This window comes from Pseudomonas ulcerans (genome assembly GCF_036324125.1).
Classification (GTDB): Bacteria; Pseudomonadota; Gammaproteobacteria; order Pseudomonadales; family Pseudomonadaceae; genus Aquipseudomonas; species Aquipseudomonas ulcerans.
The window spans coordinates 24,536-44,944 of record NZ_JAZDQN010000038.1 but is presented as its reverse complement, the minus strand read 5'-3'; the positions used below and the strand labels follow the sequence as shown (position 1 = coordinate 44,944).

Annotated in this window: 15 protein-coding genes; 12 read left to right on the top strand and 3 right to left on the bottom strand. The window is 65.4% G+C overall.

Features of this window, described 5'->3' with window-relative positions; genetic code table 11:
• Positions 1–78: 78 nt before the first annotated feature.
• From V0R59_RS25155 to accC, 4 genes are all read left to right on the top strand, one after another.
• A complete protein-coding gene (locus V0R59_RS25155; protein ID WP_330075761.1) occupies positions 79–1,857 on the top strand; it encodes a protein-disulfide reductase DsbD in 1,779 nt (592 codons plus the stop codon).
• Positions 1,858–2,034: 177 nt separating this feature from the next.
• Positions 2,035–2,484 (top strand): type II 3-dehydroquinate dehydratase, encoded by a 450-nt coding sequence (gene aroQ, locus V0R59_RS25150; protein WP_330075760.1) that lies wholly within the window; start codon positions 2,035–2,037, stop codon positions 2,482–2,484.
• 88 nt (positions 2,485–2,572) lie between these two features.
• Positions 2,573–3,037 (top strand): acetyl-CoA carboxylase biotin carboxyl carrier protein, encoded by a 465-nt coding sequence (gene accB, locus V0R59_RS25145; protein WP_330075759.1) that lies wholly within the window; start codon positions 2,573–2,575, stop codon positions 3,035–3,037.
• Between the two features lie 17 nt (positions 3,038–3,054).
• On the top strand, positions 3,055–4,398 hold the full coding sequence (gene accC, locus V0R59_RS25140) for an acetyl-CoA carboxylase biotin carboxylase subunit (RefSeq protein WP_330075758.1): 1,344 nt from the start codon (positions 3,055–3,057) through the stop codon (positions 4,396–4,398).
• Between the two features lie 80 nt (positions 4,399–4,478).
• Here accC and V0R59_RS25135 read toward each other — a convergent pair whose 3' ends face one another.
• Positions 4,479–8,426, bottom strand: coding sequence for a hypothetical protein (locus V0R59_RS25135; RefSeq protein ID WP_330075757.1), 3,948 nt, complete (start codon positions 8,424–8,426; stop codon positions 4,479–4,481).
• Positions 8,427–8,585: 159 nt separating this feature from the next.
• On the opposite strand from V0R59_RS25135, the gene prmA reads away from it, so the two are divergent.
• From prmA to V0R59_RS25095, 8 genes are all read left to right on the top strand, one after another.
• Positions 8,586–9,464, top strand: a complete 879-nt coding sequence (gene prmA / locus V0R59_RS25130) for a 50S ribosomal protein L11 methyltransferase (RefSeq protein ID WP_330075756.1) — start codon at positions 8,586–8,588, stop codon at positions 9,462–9,464.
• Between the two features lie 82 nt (positions 9,465–9,546).
• On the top strand, positions 9,547–10,881 hold the full coding sequence (locus V0R59_RS25125; RefSeq protein WP_330075755.1) for a DUF3426 domain-containing protein: 1,335 nt from the start codon (positions 9,547–9,549) through the stop codon (positions 10,879–10,881).
• A gap of 175 nt (positions 10,882–11,056) precedes the next feature.
• Entirely contained in the window at positions 11,057–12,070 is a 1,014-nt protein-coding gene (gene dusB, locus V0R59_RS25120) for a tRNA dihydrouridine synthase DusB (protein ID WP_330075754.1), read from the top strand.
• Positions 12,067–12,387, top strand: coding sequence for a DNA-binding transcriptional regulator Fis (gene fis / locus V0R59_RS25115; protein WP_003186237.1), 321 nt, complete (start codon positions 12,067–12,069; stop codon positions 12,385–12,387). Before dusB ends, fis begins: the two co-directional genes overlap by 4 nt.
• Before the next feature lie 79 nt (positions 12,388–12,466).
• Entirely contained in the window at positions 12,467–14,068 is a 1,602-nt protein-coding gene (gene purH / locus V0R59_RS25110; protein WP_330075753.1) for a bifunctional phosphoribosylaminoimidazolecarboxamide formyltransferase/IMP cyclohydrolase, read from the top strand.
• A 186-nt stretch (positions 14,069–14,254) separates the two neighbouring features.
• Positions 14,255–15,550 carry a phosphoribosylamine--glycine ligase gene (purD, locus tag V0R59_RS25105; protein ID WP_330075752.1) on the top strand — a complete coding sequence of 432 codons (1,296 nt, stop codon included), beginning with the start codon at positions 14,255–14,257 and terminating at the stop codon, positions 15,548–15,550.
• Positions 15,551–15,679: 129 nt separating this feature from the next.
• Entirely contained in the window at positions 15,680–18,463 is a 2,784-nt protein-coding gene (locus V0R59_RS25100; protein WP_375547387.1) for a hybrid sensor histidine kinase/response regulator, read from the top strand.
• 34 nt (positions 18,464–18,497) lie between these two features.
• Positions 18,498–19,094, top strand: a complete 597-nt coding sequence (locus V0R59_RS25095) for a MarC family protein (RefSeq protein ID WP_330075751.1) — start codon at positions 18,498–18,500, stop codon at positions 19,092–19,094.
• Here V0R59_RS25095 and V0R59_RS25090 read toward each other — a convergent pair whose 3' ends face one another.
• Together V0R59_RS25090 and V0R59_RS25085 are read right to left on the bottom strand one after the other, a co-directional pair.
• Positions 19,095–19,715, bottom strand: a complete 621-nt coding sequence (locus tag V0R59_RS25090) for a hypothetical protein (protein WP_330075750.1) — start codon at positions 19,713–19,715, stop codon at positions 19,095–19,097.
• A 12-nt stretch (positions 19,716–19,727) separates the two neighbouring features.
• Positions 19,728–20,372, bottom strand: coding sequence for a hypothetical protein (locus tag V0R59_RS25085; protein WP_330075749.1), 645 nt, complete (start codon positions 20,370–20,372; stop codon positions 19,728–19,730).
• Between the last annotated feature and the right edge of the window lie 37 nt (positions 20,373–20,409).

Here is a 20,409-nt window from a genome sequence, read left to right as displayed (position 1 = left end):
GCGACAGGGCCATCAGCAACACAGCAGATCCCCGAGTCGGCTATCATGCGGACAACTCTGCCCCCCCGCGAGACCATCATGCGTCGTCTGCTTTGCCTCCTGCTGCTGGCCCTGGCCCTGCCCGCCATGGGCGCCGGCCTGCTCGACAGCCGCCCCAGCGCCACCCTCGGCGCCCCGTCCCTGAACAACAGCGCCGATTTCCTCCCGGTCCGCGAAGCCTTCAAGCTCAACCTGATGCAGGGCGACGCCCAGGGCATCAAGCTGCGCTTCGTTCCTGCCGAGGGCTATTACCTCTACCGCCACCGCTTCCAGTTCCGTACCGAACCTGCCGACATCGCGCTGGGCACGCCGCAGTTGCCTCCGGGCGAAGCCAAGCACGACGAGTTCTTCGGCGACGTCGAGGTCTACCACGGCATCCTCGACATCGACCTGCCGCGCACCGACGACAAACGCCCCTTCACCCTGGTCGTGACCTACCAGGGCTGCGCCGACAAGGGCCTGTGCTATCCCCCGGAAACCGAACGCCTGAGCATCGATGGCGCGGGCTCCGCGACGCCGGCCGCTACCGCGCCAGGCGCCCGCGAGCAATGGAGCTGGAAAAGCCTGGCGCTGTTCTTCCTCGCCGGCATAGGCCTGACCTTCACCCCCTGCGTGCTGCCGATGCTGCCGATCCTCTCCGGCGTGGTCCTGCGAGGCCAGGTCGGTGGCTGGCGCGGCCTCGCGCTGTCGCTGGCCTACGTGCTGCCGATGGCCGCCTGCTTCGCCCTGCTCGGCGCCCTGATGGGCCTGTTCGGCGCGGGCCTGAACCTGCAGGCGAGACTGCAGTCGGCCTGGGTGCTGGTGCCGTTCTCGCTGTTCTTCGTGCTGTTCGCCCTGGCCATGTTCGGCCTGTTCGAGCTGAAGCTGCCGCGTGCCCTGAACGATCGTCTCGACCGCGTCGCCGGGCAGACCAAAGGCGGCTCGCTGCTCGGCGCTGCGGTCCTGGGCGTGGTCTCCAGCCTGCTGGTCTCGCCCTGCGTGTCGGCACCGCTGGCCGGTGCCCTGCTCTATATCAGCGCCAGCGGCGATGCCCTCGGCGGTGCACTGAAACTGTTCGCCCTGGGCCTTGGCATGGGCGCCCCGCTGCTGCTGGTGGCGACCGGCGGCGCGGCCTGGCTGCCGAAGAGCGGGCCATGGCTGGTGACGGTGAAGAACGCCATCGGCGTGCTCTTGCTCGGCCTGGCCATCGGCCTGCTCAGCCGCGTCCTGCCGGGCCAGGTCACCCTGCTCCTGGTGGGCTTGCTGGCCGCTGGCGTGGCGCTGTTCCTCGGCGCGCTGGAGTTCGTGGTGAAAACCCCGCGCCAGCGCCTGGCACAACTGCTCGGCCTGTTCCTGCTGGTCTATGCCCTGGCTTGCTGGTACGGCGCCTTCAGCGGCTCGGGCGATCCGCTGCGACCACTGCCGGTCGCCGGCACCACTGCCAGCGTCACCCAGGCCAGCAGTGAACACTGGGAAACCATCGACAGCCCTGCCCAACTCGATCGCGTGCTGGCCGAAGCCAAGGCCGCCGGCCAGCCCCTGGTGCTGGACTGGTACGCCGACTGGTGCATCAGTTGCAAGGTCATCGAGCGTGAAGTGCTGAATGCGCCAAACGTGCTGCCATTGCTCAAGGAATACCGGCGCGTGCGCTTCGATATCACGCAAAGCAGCGCCGAACAGCGCGCCCTGCTCGACCGCTACCAGCTGTTCGGCCCGCCCGCCCTGCTGTTCTTCGCGGCGAACGGCAGCGAAAACACGGCCACCCGCGTGGTGGGCGAGACGAACGCCGGCGAATTCGCCGAGCATCTGCAGCGCATTCGCGCCGATCTGCGTCTATAACTTCCGAGGCCGCGAAAAAACTGCGGCCAATGACCGGGATTAACAAAATAGTCACATATTTTGCGCGAATCTCGGTCAACGTGCTGGCTATTGCAGTTAACTGGACAGTGCTCGGGTCTTTGCGGCATAGTCGCCGCGCTTGTATTCATGTCCTACAAAAAATCAAAGGATGCGCAGATGGCGACCCTACTGGTGCTGCACGGCCCCAACCTGAACCTGCTCGGAACGCGCGAACCCGGTGTCTACGGTGCCGTGACCCTGGCGCAGATCAACCAGGACCTGGAGCAGCGCGCCCGCGCCGCCGGCCATCATCTGCAATACCTGCAAAGCAACGCCGAGTACGAACTGATCGACCGGATCCACGCCGCGCGCAACGAAGGCGTGGACTTCATCCTGATCAATCCGGCGGCTTTCACCCACACCAGCGTCGCATTACGTGACGCATTGCTGGCGGTGAGCATCCCATTCATCGAAGTGCATCTGTCCAACGTGCACAAGCGCGAGCCGTTCCGTCACCACTCCTACTTCTCGGATGTCGCCGTGGGAGTGATTTGCGGCCTGGGCGCCAGCGGTTACCGCCTGGCCCTGGAGTCCGCCCTGGAACAACTGGCCGCCGCCAAATCCTGAATAACGCGGGCCTGGCCGTCGCCGGGCCTACAAGAACGTTTGAATCACGTTCATACGACCCTGACCAAATCTTGGGAGTTGATGATTAATGGATATTCGTAAAGTCAAGAAACTGATCGAACTGCTGGAAGAGTCCGGCATCGACGAGCTGGAGATCAAGGAAGGCGAAGAGTCCGTGCGCATCAGCCGCCACAGCAAGACTCCAGCCCAGCAGTACTACGCACCGGCCCCGGTTGCCGCCGCCGTCGCTCCAGCCGCCGCACCGGCCGCTGCCGCTGCTCCGGTTGCCGAAGCCGCCGCTGCCGCGCCACAGCTCAAAGGCACCGTGGTTCGCTCGCCAATGGTCGGTACCTTCTACCGCAAGGCTTCGCCAACCTCCCCAGCCTTCGTTGAAGTCGGCCAGACCGTGAAGAAAGGCGACACCCTGTGCATCGTCGAAGCCATGAAGATGATGAACCACATCGAAGCCGATATCGGCGGCGTCATCGACGCCATCCTGGTGGAAGACGGTCAGCCGGTTGAGTTCGACCAGCCGCTGTTCACCATCGTTTGAACCGCGGAGAGCCAGCGATGTTGGAAAAAGTTCTGATCGCCAACCGCGGCGAAATTGCCCTGCGTATCCTGCGTGCCTGCAAGGAACTGGGCATCAAGACCGTCGCCGTACACTCCACGGCCGACCGCGAGCTGATGCACCTGGGCCTGGCTGACGAGTCCGTGTGCATCGGCCCGGCGTCGTCCAAGGAATCCTACCTGCACATCCCGGCGATCATCGCCGCCGCCGAAGTCACCGGCGCCACCGCCATTCACCCTGGCTATGGCTTCCTGGCGGAAAACGCCGACTTCGCCGAGCAGGTGGAGAAATCCGGGTTCGCCTTCATCGGCCCGAAAGCCGACACCATTCGCCTGATGGGCGACAAGGTTTCGGCCAAGGACGCCATGATCAAGTCCGGCGTACCGACCGTTCCAGGTTCCGACGGCCCGCTGCCGGAAGACGAAGAAACCGCGCTGGCGATCGCCCGCGAGGTTGGCTACCCGGTGATCATCAAGGCCGCCGGTGGCGGTGGTGGTCGCGGCATGCGCGTGGTGCACAAGGAAGAGGACCTGATCTCCTCGGCCAAGCTGACCCGTACCGAAGCCGGTGCTGCCTTCGGCAACCCGATGGTGTACCTGGAGAAGTTCCTGACCAACCCGCGCCACGTGGAAGTCCAGGTCCTCTCCGATGGCCAGGGCAACGCCGTGCACCTGGGCGACCGTGACTGCTCGCTGCAGCGCCGCCACCAGAAGGTCCTGGAAGAAGCCCCGGCACCGGGCATCGATCCCAAGGCCCGCGAGGAAGTCTTCGCCCGCTGCGTCCAGGCGTGCGTCGAGATCGGCTACCGTGGCGCCGGCACCTTCGAGTTCCTCTACGAGAACGGCCGCTTCTACTTCATCGAGATGAACACTCGCGTGCAGGTAGAGCACCCGGTTTCGGAAATGGTCACCGGTATCGACATCGTCAAGGAGATGCTGAGCATCGCCGCTGGCAACAAGCTGTCGTTCACCCAGGATGACGTGGTGATCCGCGGTCACTCCCTGGAGTGCCGGATCAACGCCGAGGACCCGAAGAAGTTCATCCCGAGCCCAGGCACGGTCAAGCACTTCCACGCTCCGGGCGGTAACGGCGTTCGCGTCGATTCGCACCTGTACAGCGGCTACTCGGTTCCGCCGAACTACGATTCGCTGATCGGCAAGCTGATCACCTACGGCAAGGACCGCGACGAGGCCATGGCCCGTATGCGCAATGCCCTGGACGAAATCGTCGTCGACGGGATCAAGACCAACATCCCGCTGCACCGCGAGCTGGTCCGCGACGAAGCCTTCTGCAAGGGCGGCGTCAACATTCACTACCTGGAGCACAAGCTGGCTTCGGAGTGATCCCGCCGCTTCTGCCTTTCGGTAGCTGAATGCAAGAAAGCCCCGGACCCAGGTCCGGGGCTTTCTTGTTTGAGGCTCGGTCAGTTCAGGGTCGTGAGCTGCAAGGCGTGCGCCTCGATCTGCCGGGCCGTCGCCGGCTGGCCACTCAAGGTCGTGACCTCTCCCCCCGCGTGCTGCACCAATGGCTCCCGCTGGAAGCGCGTCATGAAGCGCCGGGCCCGACCGGCCATGTCACTGGTGCCACCGCGCACGGCATCGAGCAAGATAGGGTCGATGACCTTCTGCACACTGGAACGGGTGCTGGTGAACACGCTGGCGACGCCTTCGGCCAGATCCAGGCGGACACCGTAGATGTTGCCCAGGCACGACGAATACGACCAATGATCCCAGTCGGCCTGGATCCCTCGTCGAGCCAGCGCCGAGCGCACAGGTCCACCGATGTCCGCGCCCGAGGACAGCCAGTCGCCACCGACCAGCGTCGCGCGAATCCGCCCTCCGGGGCTGCCCCGATTGATGCTCGCCAAGGCCGACTCCAGTGCATCCTCCACCAGCCGGCCGACGTTGTGATCGATGTGGATCACTGCCCCGCTACGGCTCGCCGGGTTGTAGAGGCAAGCCACCACGCAGGACTCGATGTTCAGCGAATACAGGTAGTTGTCGCTGCCGCCCGGCTCGAATCGGGCAATCAGCCCCTCGCCTTGCAAGGCCCCACGCTGGGGCAACGGATTGGTCCTGGCGGCAAAGGCATCCGCCACCTCGCGTACCTGGCCGAGATAAAGCGTCGAACCGCCACCCCGCACCCCCACCTGGCTATTGAACTGCCAGAGGTTTTCCGCCTCCAGTCGGATCGGCACCCGGTAGAACGCCCGGGGATGCTGCGGATCGACCAGGCGCAAGGTGTGCTTGTCGCGATCGTGAAGCACCTGGAAGTAGCGCCCTCGATGGTTGACGTAGAACGTCTCCCGGCCATCCACCCCGCCATGGCGATAGACACCGCGCCAGATGCCGCCCTTTTCCATGCGCCGCAGGTTGTCCGGCACCCGTTTGATGGCGCGCTGTTCGTCCATGACGCTGAGCACCGCTCGCTCACCCTGACGAATTCCCGGCCGGGCCTGCTGGGTCAGCTGATTCCAGCGGCTGGCCTCGCTGGCCTTGCGCAAGCCGGCACGGGACACCTGGCCCAACACGCCCCAGGCCCCCGGCAGGGCGATCCCCCAAAGCCCTGCGGCCACGCCGAGCCAATGATCCAATGCCGCCGAATCATCATCGGCGATATGACTGGCGATCGCCTTGTAGCTGCCGATGGCGATGAACACCGCATCGAGGGCGAAACCCAGTGGAGGAAACGCCAGGCTCAAGGGAAAGGCCGCGTACAGCAGCCCCTTGGTCACCTGCTCGGTGATCACCTGGCGACGGCTTCTGGTCACCGCCTCGATATCGCTGACGTGGCTTTCCAGGAATTGGTCGTACTCGGCCATGAAATCGCTGATCCGGCTGCCCTCGCGCAGGGTGTCGCGGCTTCCCTCGCCCTTGGCCAGCCGTACCAGCCATTCCGCAACCACGGGACGATCGACGAAGCGCAGGTGTTGCAGGTACCAGTCATGCATCGCACCGCGTCCTGCACCGGCGAAGCTCTTGTACTTGCGCAGGGTCAGACGATCGGGGGCCTGCGGGGTGTACAGCCAGTCGTGGGCGACACCACCGACGACCCGGCGGAACAGGTAGAGGCCCGTGCTGTTGCGCCCATCGAGGGTGAAGCGAAACACGCCATCGCCGGCGATGTTGTCCGCCGAATCGCCCTGAGGCTGGCGCACCTCGCCAAGCCGGCCGATTTCATCGAGCAGCCAGTCGCGATCCGCCGCCTCGATCATTCCCTTGCCATGGGTGACATGCACATCGCGCAGCAAGGTGGTCTGCGCCAGAGCGAAATGCAGTTGCCGACGCCTGGCATAGGCCGGCTTGCCCGGATCGAGGAAGCGATCGCGGATCGACCTGGCATAACGCTCGCCGATATACGCGCTGCGCAGATAGGTCGTCAGTTCGGCGGCCCGCACCCCGCTCAGGTCCTGCCCTACGGAAGAGCGCACCGGCATCCGCGGGTTGTCCAGGCCCCAGTTGTCTTCATGGCCATACATGGCCAGGTCGAGCAGGGTGCGGGAGATCTTTGCCGAGCCGGCCAGGTCGGGAAGGAAGTCGAACAGGATGGTCTGCGGATCGACCTCCTCGGTCACCCCGCACTCGCGCAGGTAGCTGGCGATTTCCGCCTTGACCGTACGCCGGGAGAAGGCCAGGAAGCTTTCCTGCTCGTCGACCTGTTGCTGCATCGCCTGGTCGAGCAGGCGCAGGTCCTCGTTGAGCCCGGCAATCAACTGGCGCTTGGCCAAAGGCAGTTCGGCGAACCACAGTGGCGCTTCGTACCAGGCGACCTGGTCGAGGTGATTGTCCCGTCCCTGCCCGATCAGATAGCGGCTGCATTCGGCATAGCCATGTTGCGGGCCGCGGTGATCGCGGGACAGATCCCAGGCATCCGGGCGTTCGCGTACGTCGAGGTAGAACTGTTCGGCGCTGCGCTGCGCCTTGACGTTGAGCCGGTCCAGCAGGTAACGCATGCCGGCCTCGCTGCCCACCCAACGGCCCAGTTCCACCGCCAGGGCGCGCAACGACGGCAACTCGATCCATTCCTGGCCATCGGGCTTGCCCGGTGCATAAAGCACCAGGTCGGACAAGCGACGGGGTTCGTCCTCGCGATAGAACAGCAGCAGTTGCGCCAGCGGCTCGTCGGGAAACTGGGAAACCCCGGTCACCTTGTCGCCGGGCTCGTCCCGCCCCGCGCCGTTGTCCGCACGAACGCGCAGGACCCGGGCATAACTCTCGGCGCCCAGGTGTCCCTTGCACCGCGCGATAAAGGCACTCTGCTGCAGCCGCAGGTCGTTCAGGTCGTGGAGCGCGGCGAACACCTCGGCACTGGCATAGCGCTCGGCCAGGCAGCGATGGTAGGTGGCACGGGGATCGACCTCGCGCAGCAGTTCGTCGAGCAGGTCGTCGGGCAGCAGCGAGTTCAGCGCACCGGTGTCCTGCTGCAAGGTCCGGGTTTTCCCGGCACCGGACAGCAATGGTCCCTCGGCGACCAGTTCGGCGAGGCGCAGTGTACGGGTCAGCGCAGGGTACGGCTGCTCGAAGCGGGTCACGACCTGCAGCTCGTCAGGTTCGACCTCGATGCCTCGCACCCGCCGGCAGTACTCGATGATCGCCAGGCGGGCATGGGCCGACAGCGTCTCCACGCCCGCCATCAGCAACCTGAGTTGCTCGCGCAGCAACGCATGACGACGCTGGAAGTCGCGCAACCTGTCCAGTTCGTCACGCCCCAGGCCACTGAACCAGTCACCCAGTGTCGTCCGGATCAGCGTATCGACCTCCCGGCGCTGCGCCTCGGGCAGACTGCCCTCCTCCGCGAACGACAGACGCCAGCGCTCGTCCAGGCTCCCGAGGTGCTGCAGCAGGGTTTCGCCATCGAAGCGCTTGAGGGTCTCCACGCAGAACAGGGTTTTCAGTGCCGAACAGTGCTCCTCCAGGCTGTTCAGAAAGCGCTCGCCCATGGCGCTGTCGGCGTCGAGCCCGGCAGGGCGCTGCGCCCAGCGGCGCTGCAGCATCTGGCAGTAATCCGCCAGCAATCCGGAAGCCGCACCCTCGATCACCTGCATCACCACCTGCTGGCGCTCGCTCCAGCCCTCGTCGTCCTCAGGTTCGCCGACACCATCCAGCCAACGCAGCGGACCGTGCAGGTCAGGGTCGAAATCCGCCAATCGTCCGTCGATCATCCGTTGTAGCAGGCCACGCAGCAGCGCCTGGGGAAACGATGGCGCCACATCGCCCGTGGGGTAGTAGAAACGCAGGTGGATCATCAGGCGCTCGCGAGCGAATGCCTCGAAAGACGGCCGCCCGTCAAAGAAAGCATCTATCCATAACGCCCAGCGCGTCAGTTGCAGCAGCGGCAGGCGTGCCGCGTCATCCTCTGTCTTCATGCTCATCGTCCCGCTCCTTGTTGAATGAGGCTGCTCAGGTTGCGCGAGCCCCGGTACGGTGCGGTGATAGATAGTTAGAAAGGTTGGTTATCCTTTGCCGTCCGGCTCGCGTAAACTGGCGGGCTTTCGCAACACTGCGTCCAATCCCCTGGTTAAGGTACCTCCATGCCCTGGTTACAAGTTCGTCTGGCCATCACTCCGGAACAGGCCGAAACCTACGAAGACGCCCTGCTGGAAGTGGGCGCGGTTTCCGTGACCTTCATGGATGCCGAAGACCAGCCGATCTTCGAGCCGGACCTGAACACCACGCCGCTGTGGTCCAACACCCACCTGCTGGCGCTGTTCGAAGCCGATGCCGAGCCCGAGGCGGTGTTCGCCCACCTGCAACTGCTGACCGGCGCCGAACTGCCGGAGCACCACGCCGAGGTCATCGCCGACCAGGACTGGGAACGCAGCTGGATGGACAACTTCCAGCCGATGCGCTTCGGCCAGCGCCTGTGGATCGTGCCGAGCTGGCACGCAGCGCCGGAGCCTGACGCCGTCAACCTGCTGCTGGACCCGGGCCTGGCCTTCGGCACCGGTACCCACCCGACCACCGCGCTGTGCCTGGAGTGGCTCGACGGCCAGGACCTGACCGGCGTCAACCTCCTCGACTTCGGCTGCGGCTCGGGCATCCTCGCCATCGCCGCGCTGCTGCTGGGCGCGCGCCGCGCCACTGGCACCGACATCGACGTGCAGGCCCTGGAAGCCTCCCGCGACAACGCCGGGCGCAATGGAATCGCCGAAGCCGATTTCGACCTGTACCTGCCCGAGCAGATGCCGGCCATGCAGGCCGATGTGCTGGTCGCCAACATCCTCGCCGGGCCGCTGGTCTCCCTGGCTCCACAACTCAGCGGCCTGGTGCGTCCGGGCGGCCTGCTGGCGCTGTCGGGAATCCTCGCCGAACAGGGCGACGAAGTGGCCGCGGCGTATACGGCGGACTTCGACCTGGACCCGATCGTCGTGCGTGACGGCTGGGTACGCATCAGCGGGCGTCGTCGGTGAGTTTTCCGGGGACCGCCTTGCGGTCCTTCGCAGGCAAGCCAGCTCCTACTAGACTGATTTCAGTTAACCCCCGGATCGCCGCATGACCGACAGTTTCGTCACCCAGTGCCCGCATTGCCAGACCAGCTTTCGCGTCAGCCACAACCAGTTGAGCGTGGCCCGCGGCGTCGTGCGCTGCGGCAACTGCCTGCAGGTATTCAACGCCGCCCGCCAGTTGCTGGAGCAGAACGCCACCTTGCAGCCGGCGCCAGAGCCCGAAGCCCCGGCCCAGCCAGCGCCAGAAGCGCTGACCCCGCCACCGGTAGCCGAACCCGAGCCGGTCGCAGCAGAGGTCGAGCCCGCCGCGCAGAAGCACTGGAAGGAAGTCGACCTGCATGAGCTGGACCTCGACCAGCTCGACCTCGACCGCGAACTGGCCCGCCTGGAACAGCGGGAAATCCAGCCGACCGTCGATTTCCACGCGGCCCCACGGCGCGAGGACAGCCTCAGCGCCAAGCGCGACGATCCGCACGCCGACGAACTGATCGAGGACGGCCTGTTCGGCGCCGCCAGTACCGAGCGCGAAGCGGACGAACCCGTGGTGGTCGACGAGCCGCCGCTGCAACTGGAAAAGACCGAGCCGGACCTGCTCGACGAGCCCCTGGCGGATGAGCGCACCGAGCCTTCGCTGTCGCTGGACCTGCCGACGCCGGAAGAAGAGGATGTCGCAGCGCCCCGCGTCCAGGCCCTGAAGATCGACGACGAGGATGAGCCGACCGACGGCGCCTCCCGCCTGTCGGCCCGTGACGATGACGAACAGGACGAGCTCGACACCGACCAGCGCCGCGACCCGGAACTGGGCGCGATTCCCGAGGCGCCCCGGCCGTCGCGCAAGGACACCCTGGTCGACCTGGTCGACGATCCGCTGCAACTGGATTGGCAGAAACCGCGCAGCAAGGTCGGCAAGCGCCTGCTGTGGCTGTTGCTGATCGTCCTGGCCGCCGCCGCCCTGGCCGGCCAGTACATCTGGTATCACTTCGACGAACTGGCCCGCCAGGACCAGTACCGTCCGTGGTTCCAGGAGCTCTGCCCGACCCTCGGCTGCGAAGTGCCTTCCAAGGTCGACATCGCCCGGATCAAGAGCAGCAACCTGGTGGTGCGCAGCCATCTCGACTTCAAGGGTGCACTGGTGGTGGACGCGATCATCTACAACCGTGCGCCGTTCTCTCAGCCTTTCCCGCTGCTCGAACTGCGCTTCGCCGACCTCAACGGCCAGCTCATCGCCAGCCGTCGCTTCAAGCCCGCCGAGTACCTCAGCGGCGAACTCGCGGGCAAGGCCGAGATGCCCAGCCAGACCCCGATCCACATCGCCCTGGACATCCTCGACCCGGGCCCGAAAGCGGTGAACTACAGCCTGAGCTTCCGCTCTCCCGAGTGATTGCCGACGCCCGATGCCGGCTTTCCGGCGTCGGGCGCCTGTCGTTGACGTCCCGCCCCATAGGCGTAACTGTTCAGATTTTATCCAGATTCATCTTTATCCGGTCATCGAGAGCGGGTATCATGCCCACCCTTTTTCGAACTCTAATGATCCGGCCCCACAACAGGGTAGACCTATGTCGGCGGTACGCATCGGCCCATACGAACTGCAGAACAACCTGATCCTGGCCCCCATGGCCGGGGTCACGGACCAGCCTTTCCGCCAGCTTTGCCGACGGATGGGCGCAGGCCTGGTGGTGTCGGAAATGGTCAGCAGCGACATGAGCCTGTGGAACAGCCGCAAGTCGCGCCTGCGCATGATCCACGAAGGCGATCCCGAGCCGCGCTCGGTGCAGATCGCCGGTGGCGACGCGCAGATGCTCGCTGCGGCGGCACGCGCCAACGTCGAGCTGGGTGCGCAGATCATCGATATCAACATGGGTTGTCCGGCAAAAAAAGTCTGCAACAAGGCTGCAGGCTCTGCTTTATTGAAAGATGAAGCGCTGGTCAGTGAAATCCTCCACGCGGTGGTCGCCGCGGTGGAGGTGCCGGTGACCCTGAAGATCCGCACCGGCTGGGACCGCGACAACAAGAACGGCCTGACCGTGGCGAAGATCGCCGAGCAGGCCGGGATCCAGGCGCTGGCCGTGCATGGCCGGACCCGCGCCGACCTGTACACCGGCGAGGCCGAGTACGACACCATCGCGACGATCAAGCAGGCGGTGTCGATCCCGGTATTCGCCAACGGCGACATCACCTCGCCACACAAGGCCCGCGAGGTGCTCGACAGCACCGGCGTCGATGGCCTGCTGATCGGTCGTGCCGCCCAGGGCCGGCCGTGGATCTTTCGCGAGATCGAGCATTACCTGCGCACCGGCGAGACGCTGCCGGCGCCGCGACTGGGCGAAGTGGAAGGGATTCTGCTGGAGCACCTGGCAGCGTTGCATGCCTTCTACGGCGATGTGATGGGCGTGCGAATCGCCCGCAAGCACGTTGGCTGGTACCTCGCAACGTTGCCGGGCGCCAGGGAATTTCGCGCCCGGTTCAATCGTTTGGAAGACACACACGCGCAATGCGCCGACGTTCGCCTGTTCTTCAGCGAACGGCAACAGAGCCTTGAGACAGAGGACGGACAAGGGGTGGCCGCATGACGATGATGACCGAGACTTTAGTGAGTGGAACAACGCCCGTGAGCGACAACGTCAACCTGAAACAGCACCTCAATACCCCCAGCGAAGAGGGCCAGACCCTTCGCGGAAGCGTGGAGAAGGCGCTGCACAACTATTTCGCCCACCTCGAAGGCGCTGCTGTCACGGACGTGTACAACCTGGTGCTCTCGGAAGTCGAGGCCCCCTTGCTCGAAAGCGTGATGAACTACGTCAAGGGCAACCAGACCAAGGCCAGCGAGCTGCTGGGGCTGAACCGGGGCACCTTGCGCAAGAAACTCAAGCAGTACGACCTGTTGTAAGCACGAATCCCAACCAGAAAAGGCGACTCCCCCGTGAGGTCGCCTTTTTTGCTGACTCCACCGCGTTATGGAATCTGAAATGACCGACCAGACTACCCGCCTGCCGATCCGCCGTGCCTTGATCAGCGTTTCCGACAAGACCGGGATCCTCGAATTCGCCCGTGAGCTCGAAGCGCTCGGCGTCGAGATCCTGTCTACCGGCGGCACCTTCAAGTTGCTCCAGGACAACGGCGTCGCCGCGGTCGAAGTCGCCGACTACACCGGCTTCGCGGAAATGATGGACGGCCGGGTCAAGACCCTGCACCCGAAAATCCACGGCGGCATCCTCGGCCGTCGCGGCACCGACGACGCCATCATGCAGGAGCACGGGATCAAGCCGATCGACCTGGTCGCCGTCAACCTGTACCCGTTCGAAGCCACCATCTCCAAGCCGGGCTGCGACCTGCCGACCGCCATCGAGAACATCGACATCGGCGGCCCGACCATGGTCCGTTCCGCGGCCAAGAACCACAAGGACGTGGCCATCGTGGTCAACGCCAGCGACTACGCCAGCGTCCTGGAAAACCTCAAGGCCGGTGGCCTGACCTACGCCCAGCGCTTCGACCTGATGCTCAAGGCGTTCGAGCACACCGCCGCCTACGACGGCATGATCGCCAACTACATGGGCACCGTGAACCAGGCCGCCGAGGCCCTGTCCACCGAAGGTCGCAGCGAATTCCCGCGCACCTTCAACAGCCAGTTCATCAAGGCCCAGGAAATGCGCTACGGCGAGAACCCGCACCAGAGCGCGGCGTTCTATGTCGAGGCCAAGCCGGCCGAAGCCGGCATCGCCACTTCCGTGCAGCTGCAGGGCAAGGAACTGTCGTACAACAACGTTGCCGACACCGACGCCGCGCTGGAATGCGTGAAGAGCTTCGTCAAGCCGGCCTGCGTCATCGTCAAGCACGCCAACCCGTGCGGCGTCGCCGTCAGCCCTGAAGGCGGCATCCGCCAGGCCTACGAACTGGCCTACGCCACCGACACCGAATCGGCCTTCGGCGGCATCATCGCCTTCAACCGCGAGCTGGACGGCGAGACCGCCCGCGCCATCGTCGAGCGCCAGTTCGTCGAAGTGATCATCGCCCCGAGCGTCAGCGAGGAAGCCCGTGCCGTGGTCGCGGCCAAGGCCAACGTGCGCCTGCTGGCCTGCGGCGAGTGGTCGGCCGAACGTGCCGCTGCCTGGGACTTCAAGCGCGTCACCGGCGGCCTGCTGGTGCAGAGCCGCGACATCGGCATGATCACCGAGGGCGACCTCAAGGTCGTGACCAAGCGCGCCCCGACCGAACAGGAAATCCACGACCTGATCTTCGCCTGGAAAGTGGCCAAGTTCGTCAAGTCCAACGCCATCGTCTACGCCAAGAACCGCCAGACCATCGGCGTCGGTGCCGGCCAGATGAGCCGCGTCAACTCCGCACGTATCGCTGCAATCAAGGCCGAGCATGCTGGCCTGCAGGTGCAGGGCGCGGTCATGGCCTCGGACGCGTTCTTCCCGTTCCGTGACGGCATCGACAACGCGGCCAAGGTCGGCATCACTGCGGTGATCCAGCCTGGCGGCTCGATGCGCGACGCAGAAGTCATCGCTGCCGCTGATGAAGCGGGCATCGCCATGGTATTCACCGGAATGCGCCACTTCCGTCACTGATTTACGGCAATCGGCCGCACTGAAGCAGGCATCTGCTGCGTTGGGGCCGGTTCCGCTGATGCTCATTGCCAGACGGCAACTCCGCTCATCGGAACCGGCCCCGCCTTGCATCTACCTGCTTCATTGCGACCTCGTACAGCGAACACAAAGCGAAGGCCAGCCCTTCGAACCCACTGAGGTTTTGACATGAACGTTTTGATCATCGGCAGCGGCGGCCGTGAGCACGCCCTGGCCTGGAAAGTCGCCCAGGACCCGCGCATCGAGAAAGTCTTCGTCGCCCCGGGCAACGCCGGCACCGCCACCGAAGCCAAGTGCGAGAACGTCGCCATCGACGTGCTGGCCCTGGAGCAACTGGCCGACTTCGCCGAGAAGAACGTCGCCCTGACCATCGTCGGCCCGGAAGCGCCGCTGGTCGCCGGTGTCGTCGACCTGTTCCGCAAGCGCGGCCTGGACTGCTTCGGCCCGACCGCCGGTGCCGCCCAGCTGGAAGGCTCCAAGGCCTTCACCAAGGACTTCCTGGCTCGCCACAAGATCCCGACCGCCGACTACCAGAACTTCACCGAGATCGAGCCGGCCCTGGCCTACCTGCGTGAAAAAGGCGCGCCGATCGTGATCAAGGCCGACGGCCTGGCCGCCGGCAAAGGCGTGATCGTCGCCATGACCCTGGCCGAAGCCGAAGAAGCCGTGCGCGACATGCTCGCCGGCAACGCCTTCGGTGACGCCGGTTCGCGCGTGGTCATCGAGGAATTCCTCGACGGCGAGGAAGCCAGCTTCATCGTCATGGTCGACGGCGCCAACGTGCTGCCAATGGCCACCAGCCAGGATCACAAGCGCGTCGGCGACGCCGACACCGGCCCGAACACCGGCGGCATGGGTGCCTACTCCCCGGCGCCCGTGGTCACTGCCGATGTGCACCAACGCGTCATGGACCAGGTGATCTACCCGACCGTGCGTGGCATGGCAGCTGAAGGCAACGTCTACACCGGCTTCCTCTACGCCGGCCTGATGATCGACAAGGCGGGCAACCCTAAGGTCATCGAGTTCAACTGCCGCTTCGGCGACCCGGAAACCCAACCGGTCATGCTGCGCTTGGAATCGAGCCTGGTCCTGCTGGTCGAGGCTGCCCTGGCCAAGGCCCTGGACAAGATCGAAGCCGTCTGGGATCCACGTCCGAGCCTGGGCGTGGTGCTGGCTGCCGGCGGCTACCCTGGCGACTACGCCAAGGGTGCGCCGATCAAGGGCCTGCAAGCCGCTGCCGCCCTGCAGGGCAAGGTGTTCCATGCCGGTACCGCGCTGAAGGAAGGCCAGGTCGTCACCAGCGGCGGCCGCGTGCTCTGCGCCACCGCCCTGGGCGACACCGTCGAGGCCGCACAGCAACAGGCCTACCGCCTCGCTGCGGAACTCGACTGGGAAGGCGCTTTCTACCGCAAGGACATCGGCTATCGTGCCATTGCCCGCGAGCGTGGCGAGCATCAGGAGTAATCCGCCCGTCCGCAAGCCCGGCGCCCGTGTGGCGCGGCTTGCGGGCCGTCGACGGGGCCCCGCCGGGGCCTTGCCTTCGACTCGGCGCGCCGCGCATAGTGGTGCACCGGCATCAAGCTAGGAAGGGATATGGTCGTGTGTTGGCTCAGGATTGCCATTGGAACCATCGTCAGCCTGCTGACCCTGCTCTGCCTGCCCCCGGCATTCGCCGACTCCGGCAGCGGTTGGGCGGTTCTGCTCGACAACCAGGCCAACCTGCAGCTCGGCGATATCCGCTCCGAACGCTACCGCAACCAGTTCAGCCCCATCGAACTCAACCAGCTCAACGCCGCCGCGCCCAACCAGGCACTCTGGCTGCACTACCGCTTGCCGCCCGGCCAGCAAGAGCAGGTGATCCGCGTTTTCGCCCCCGACCTGTCGCGCCTGGATCTGTATGTTCTGGACGGCAACAACCTGCTGCAGCAGTTCCATAACGGTCGTCGCAGCGACAACGGCCTGCTGACCCTGAGCAGCAGCGACCAGCTGCTGTCCCTGCCAGCCAGCCCCGTGGCGCTGGACGTCTACCTGCGGCTGGTCTCCGAACACCAGTTGCGCCCCGGCATCAGCCTGCTGCCGGCGGTCGACGCCGCTGCCGACCAGCGCCGCCCGCTGCTCTTCGGCCTGCTGATCGGCTGCCTGGGCATGCTGGTCCTGCACAACCTGACCCGCTTCGCCTATTCCCGCTCGGCCAGCAGCCTGTGGCTCGCCGGCTACCACGTGCTGATGCTGCTCAGCGCGCTGATCCTGCTCAACCTCAGCGGCCCGTGGAATCTCTGGCATACCGCGCAGACTCCAGCCGCCTACCTCACGGTGATGCTCGCCACCCTCTGCGGGCTGGCCTTCACCCAGCGCTTCTTCGCACCGCTCGGCCCGTCGCGGGTCAACCGCCTGATCCACGGACAGATGATCCTGGTGATGTGCTGCGGCCTGTTGCTGCTGTTCGTCGACACCCTGCCGCTGAACCTGATGACCTACGCCCTGGTCGCCCTCGGCTGCCTGAGCATGCTCGGCATTTCCACCTGGCACTGGTACAAGGGCTTCGCGCCGGCGCGCCTGTTCGCCCTGAGCATGCTGATCTTCAACCTCGGCTGCCTGGTGGTGCTGCCGGCCCTGCTCGGCCTGACCCGCACGCCGACCCAGTGGCTGCTGTTCATTCTCCTCGGCCTCACCGTGCTCTGCGGCCTGCTCCTCAACCTGGCGGTCAGCGAACGCCTGCGCAGCATCAACGAAGCGCGCTTCAGCGCCAGCCGCGAACAGGCGGCGAGCAACGCCGAGATCAACGCCAAGGCTGAGTTCCTGGCCAAGATCAGCCACGAGATCCGCACCCCGATGAACGGCGTGCTGGGCATGACCGAGCTGCTGCTCGGCACGCCGCTGTCGGTCAAGCAGCGCGACTACGTGCAAACCATCCACAGCGCCGGCAACGAGCTGCTGACCCTGATCAACGAGATCCTCGACATCTCCAAGCTGGAGTCCGGGCAGATCGAGCTGGACGACGTGCAGTTCGACCTCAACGCGCTCATCGAGGACTGCCTGGGGATCTTCCGGGCCAAGGCCGAGCAACAGAACATCGAGCTGATCAGCTTCACCCAGCCGCAGGTGCCACGGGTGATCAGCGGCGACCCGACGCGCCTGCGCCAGGCCATGCTCAGCCTGCTCGACAACGCCCTGAAGAAGACCGACCACGGCGAGATCCTGCTGGTGGTGGCCCTCGACCAGCGCGGCGACAGTCCGCGCCTGCGCATCGCCGTGCAGGACAGCGGCGAATCCATGCAGGCCGGCGAACGCGACGCCCTGCTGCAGGCCGAACTGCACAGCAAGCATTTCCTTTCCAGCAACAAGCTGGGCGGGCACCTCGGCCTGGTCATTGCCAAGCAGTTGATCAACCTGATGCACGGCGAATTCGGCATCAAGACCAGCCACAACCAGGGCAACACCTTGTGGCTGACCCTGCCGCTCGACGCCCAGCGCCTGGAGCAGCCGGCCACCGATCTCGATGCCTCGCTGCGCGGCGCCCGGGTGCTGGTGGTCGACGACAACGACACTTGCCGCAAGGTCCTGGTGCAGCAGTGCGGCGCCTGGGGCATGAACGTCAGCGCCGTGCCATCGGGCAAGGAAGCGCTGGCCCTGCTGCGGACCAAGGCGCACCTGCGCGACTACTTCGACGCGGTCCTGCTGGACCAGAACATGCCAGGCATGACCGGCATGCAACTGGCGGCCAAGATCAAGGAAGACCCGAGCCTGAACCACGACATCCTGCTGGTCATGCTCACCGGCATCAGCAATGCGCCGAGCAAGATCATCGCGCGCAATGCCGGGGTCAAGCGCATCCTGGCCAAGCCGGTGGCCGGCTACACCCTCAAGACCACCCTCGCCGAGGAACTGGCGCAACGCAGCAAGGCCCCGCCACCGAGCCTGGCGCCACCGCCCAAGCCGGTGCCGATCGACCTGCCGGCGGATTTCCGCATTCTCGTCGCCGAGGACAACAGCATCTCCACCAAGGTCATCCGCGGCATGCTCGGCAAGCTCAGCATCGAGCCGGACACCGCCAGCAATGGCGAGGAAGCGCTGAAGGCGATGAAGGCCAAGCAGTACGACCTGGTGCTGATGGACTGCGAGATGCCGATCCTCGACGGCTTCTCCGCGACCCAGCAACTGCGCGCCTGGGAGACCGCCATGGGCCGCCCGCGTACGCCCGTGGTGGCGCTGACCGCGCATATCCTCGCCGAACACAAGGAACGCGCGCGCATCGCCGGCATGGACGGGCACATGTCCAAGCCGGTGGAGCTGTCGCAACTGCGCGAGCAGGTCGAGTACTGGGTGGCCCGTCGCGAACAGACGCGCCCGCCTGCCGATGCGCCACTGCCGCGCTGATACACTTGCCTCCCCTCTTTCGCGAGCCCAGACCATGCTCCATGAGTTGTTCAGCGTTTACCTGAAAATGCTCGTGCTCTACAGCCCGTTCTTCGTCCTGTCCTGCTTCATCAGCCTGACCCGCGGCTACTCCAGCAAGGAGCGCAAGCACCTGGCCTGGAAAGTGGCGATGGGCGTGCTGGTGGCCAGCGTGCTGCTGTACCTGTTCGGGCGGGTGATCTTCGGCGTCTTCGGCATCACCCCGGATGCCTTCCGCATTGGCGCCGGCAGCGTCCTGTTCATTTCGGCGCTGGGCATGGCCCAGGGCAAATCGGCGGTGCAGACCGACAACGTGCAGCAGGACGTGACCATCGTCCCGCTGACCATTCCCCTCACCGTCGGCCCGGGGACCATCGGTGCCCTGCTGGTGATGGGGGTCAGCCAGCCGCACTGGGACGACAAGCTGCTGGCCATCGTCAGTATCGCCCTGGCCAGCGTCACCGTCGGCCTGGTGCTCTACCTGTCGAACCGCATCGAGCGGATCCTCGGCGACCAGGGCCTGCAGATTGTCAGCCGGCTGATGGGGCTGTTCGTCTGTGCCCTGGCCGCGCAGATCATCTTCACCGGGATCAAGGGTTACCTGGTGTCCTGATCAGAGTTCGCAGACTTCTTCCAGCAAGGCCTGGTACAGGCGCTGCCGGACCCGTTCGCCGAACTGCTGCTCGAACAGCCGCGCATTGAAACGTACCAGTTCGGCGCGCACGCCGGTGACCACCCGCTCGCGGAACAGGAACCCACTCAGGCGCTCCTCCCGTTCCAGGGTTTCGTGATAGAGCACCATGTCGAGGTAGCCGGGCCGGTTGACCCGGCAGGGCAGCAGCTGGAATGCCGCCTGCTGCAGCGAGCGCTCCTCGAAGCGAAACAGGGCTGGCTGGTTGAGTTCCAGCGTGTCCAGGGACCAGCGCGTCACCGTGGAGAACTCATGGCCGGCAGTGGCTCCGATACGCGCCAGCATCTCGTCCAGCACCTTGCGCCGCTGCAGCTCCGGATCGAAGGGCTCGCGCGGCGATGTCGCGTCCCAGCCAAGGAATTTCAGTTGCTGCAGGTAGTAGTCGTAGCCATCGCTGACCTGGCCGCTGGCGACCACTTCGCGGGTGGCGCGCTGGGCAAACAGCATGGCCGCCTGGACCCGCTCGCGCATGGTCTGGTCGACATCGGGAAAGAAGGACACCAGGGCGTTGCCCACCACCGATGCCCGGAGTTGTTCTGTCATGACGAGATAGCCTCAATGAAGGGTATGGCCGACGCGCACAAGACGCTGGAAGTCGTTGCGTCCGACATCCCGCAGCTCCGGCGCAGGCTCGGCCATCAAGCCCTGGAAATACAGGTCGCCGCGCAAGCTTGTCCCCGACAGCGGTGCGGTCAGCCAGTCCGCGCCCAGTGTCGTGGTGGTTTCCAGGGCGATACTGCACAGGCTCAGTTGCGAGCCTGGACGTAACACGCCCAGTTCCAAGACCACCTGCGTGGCGCCGCGAAAGCCGCGCACTGCGTGGCGTGAAAGTTGTTCGAACCCCTGGGGATTCATCGTCAGCGCCTCGATGCCCAGTTCCAGCACATCACCCAGCTCGGCGTGCAGGCTGCCCAGCCACAGCAGCAATGGCTGGGTGGGCGCCAACAGGGTGCGACCTCCCGCAGTCTCCACGCTCTGGCAACTGTGGGTCACCCGCCAGCCACGGCGGCCCAGGGCGCCGCGATAGGCGCGATACCAGCGCCGGTGCTGTGCGAAGCGCGAGGCCATCTGGCCATCAGCCCACGCTTGCGCGTCACGCAGGGTGAGCAGCACGTTGCGACACTCCAGTTCGCTGACCTGCGGCGCGACCAGCACCAGGCTGCCCCCCGTGACCCACATCGTATAGCCGTCGACATCCATGTCCGTTAACTCCAGAAAATCACCAGGGGCTCGACGC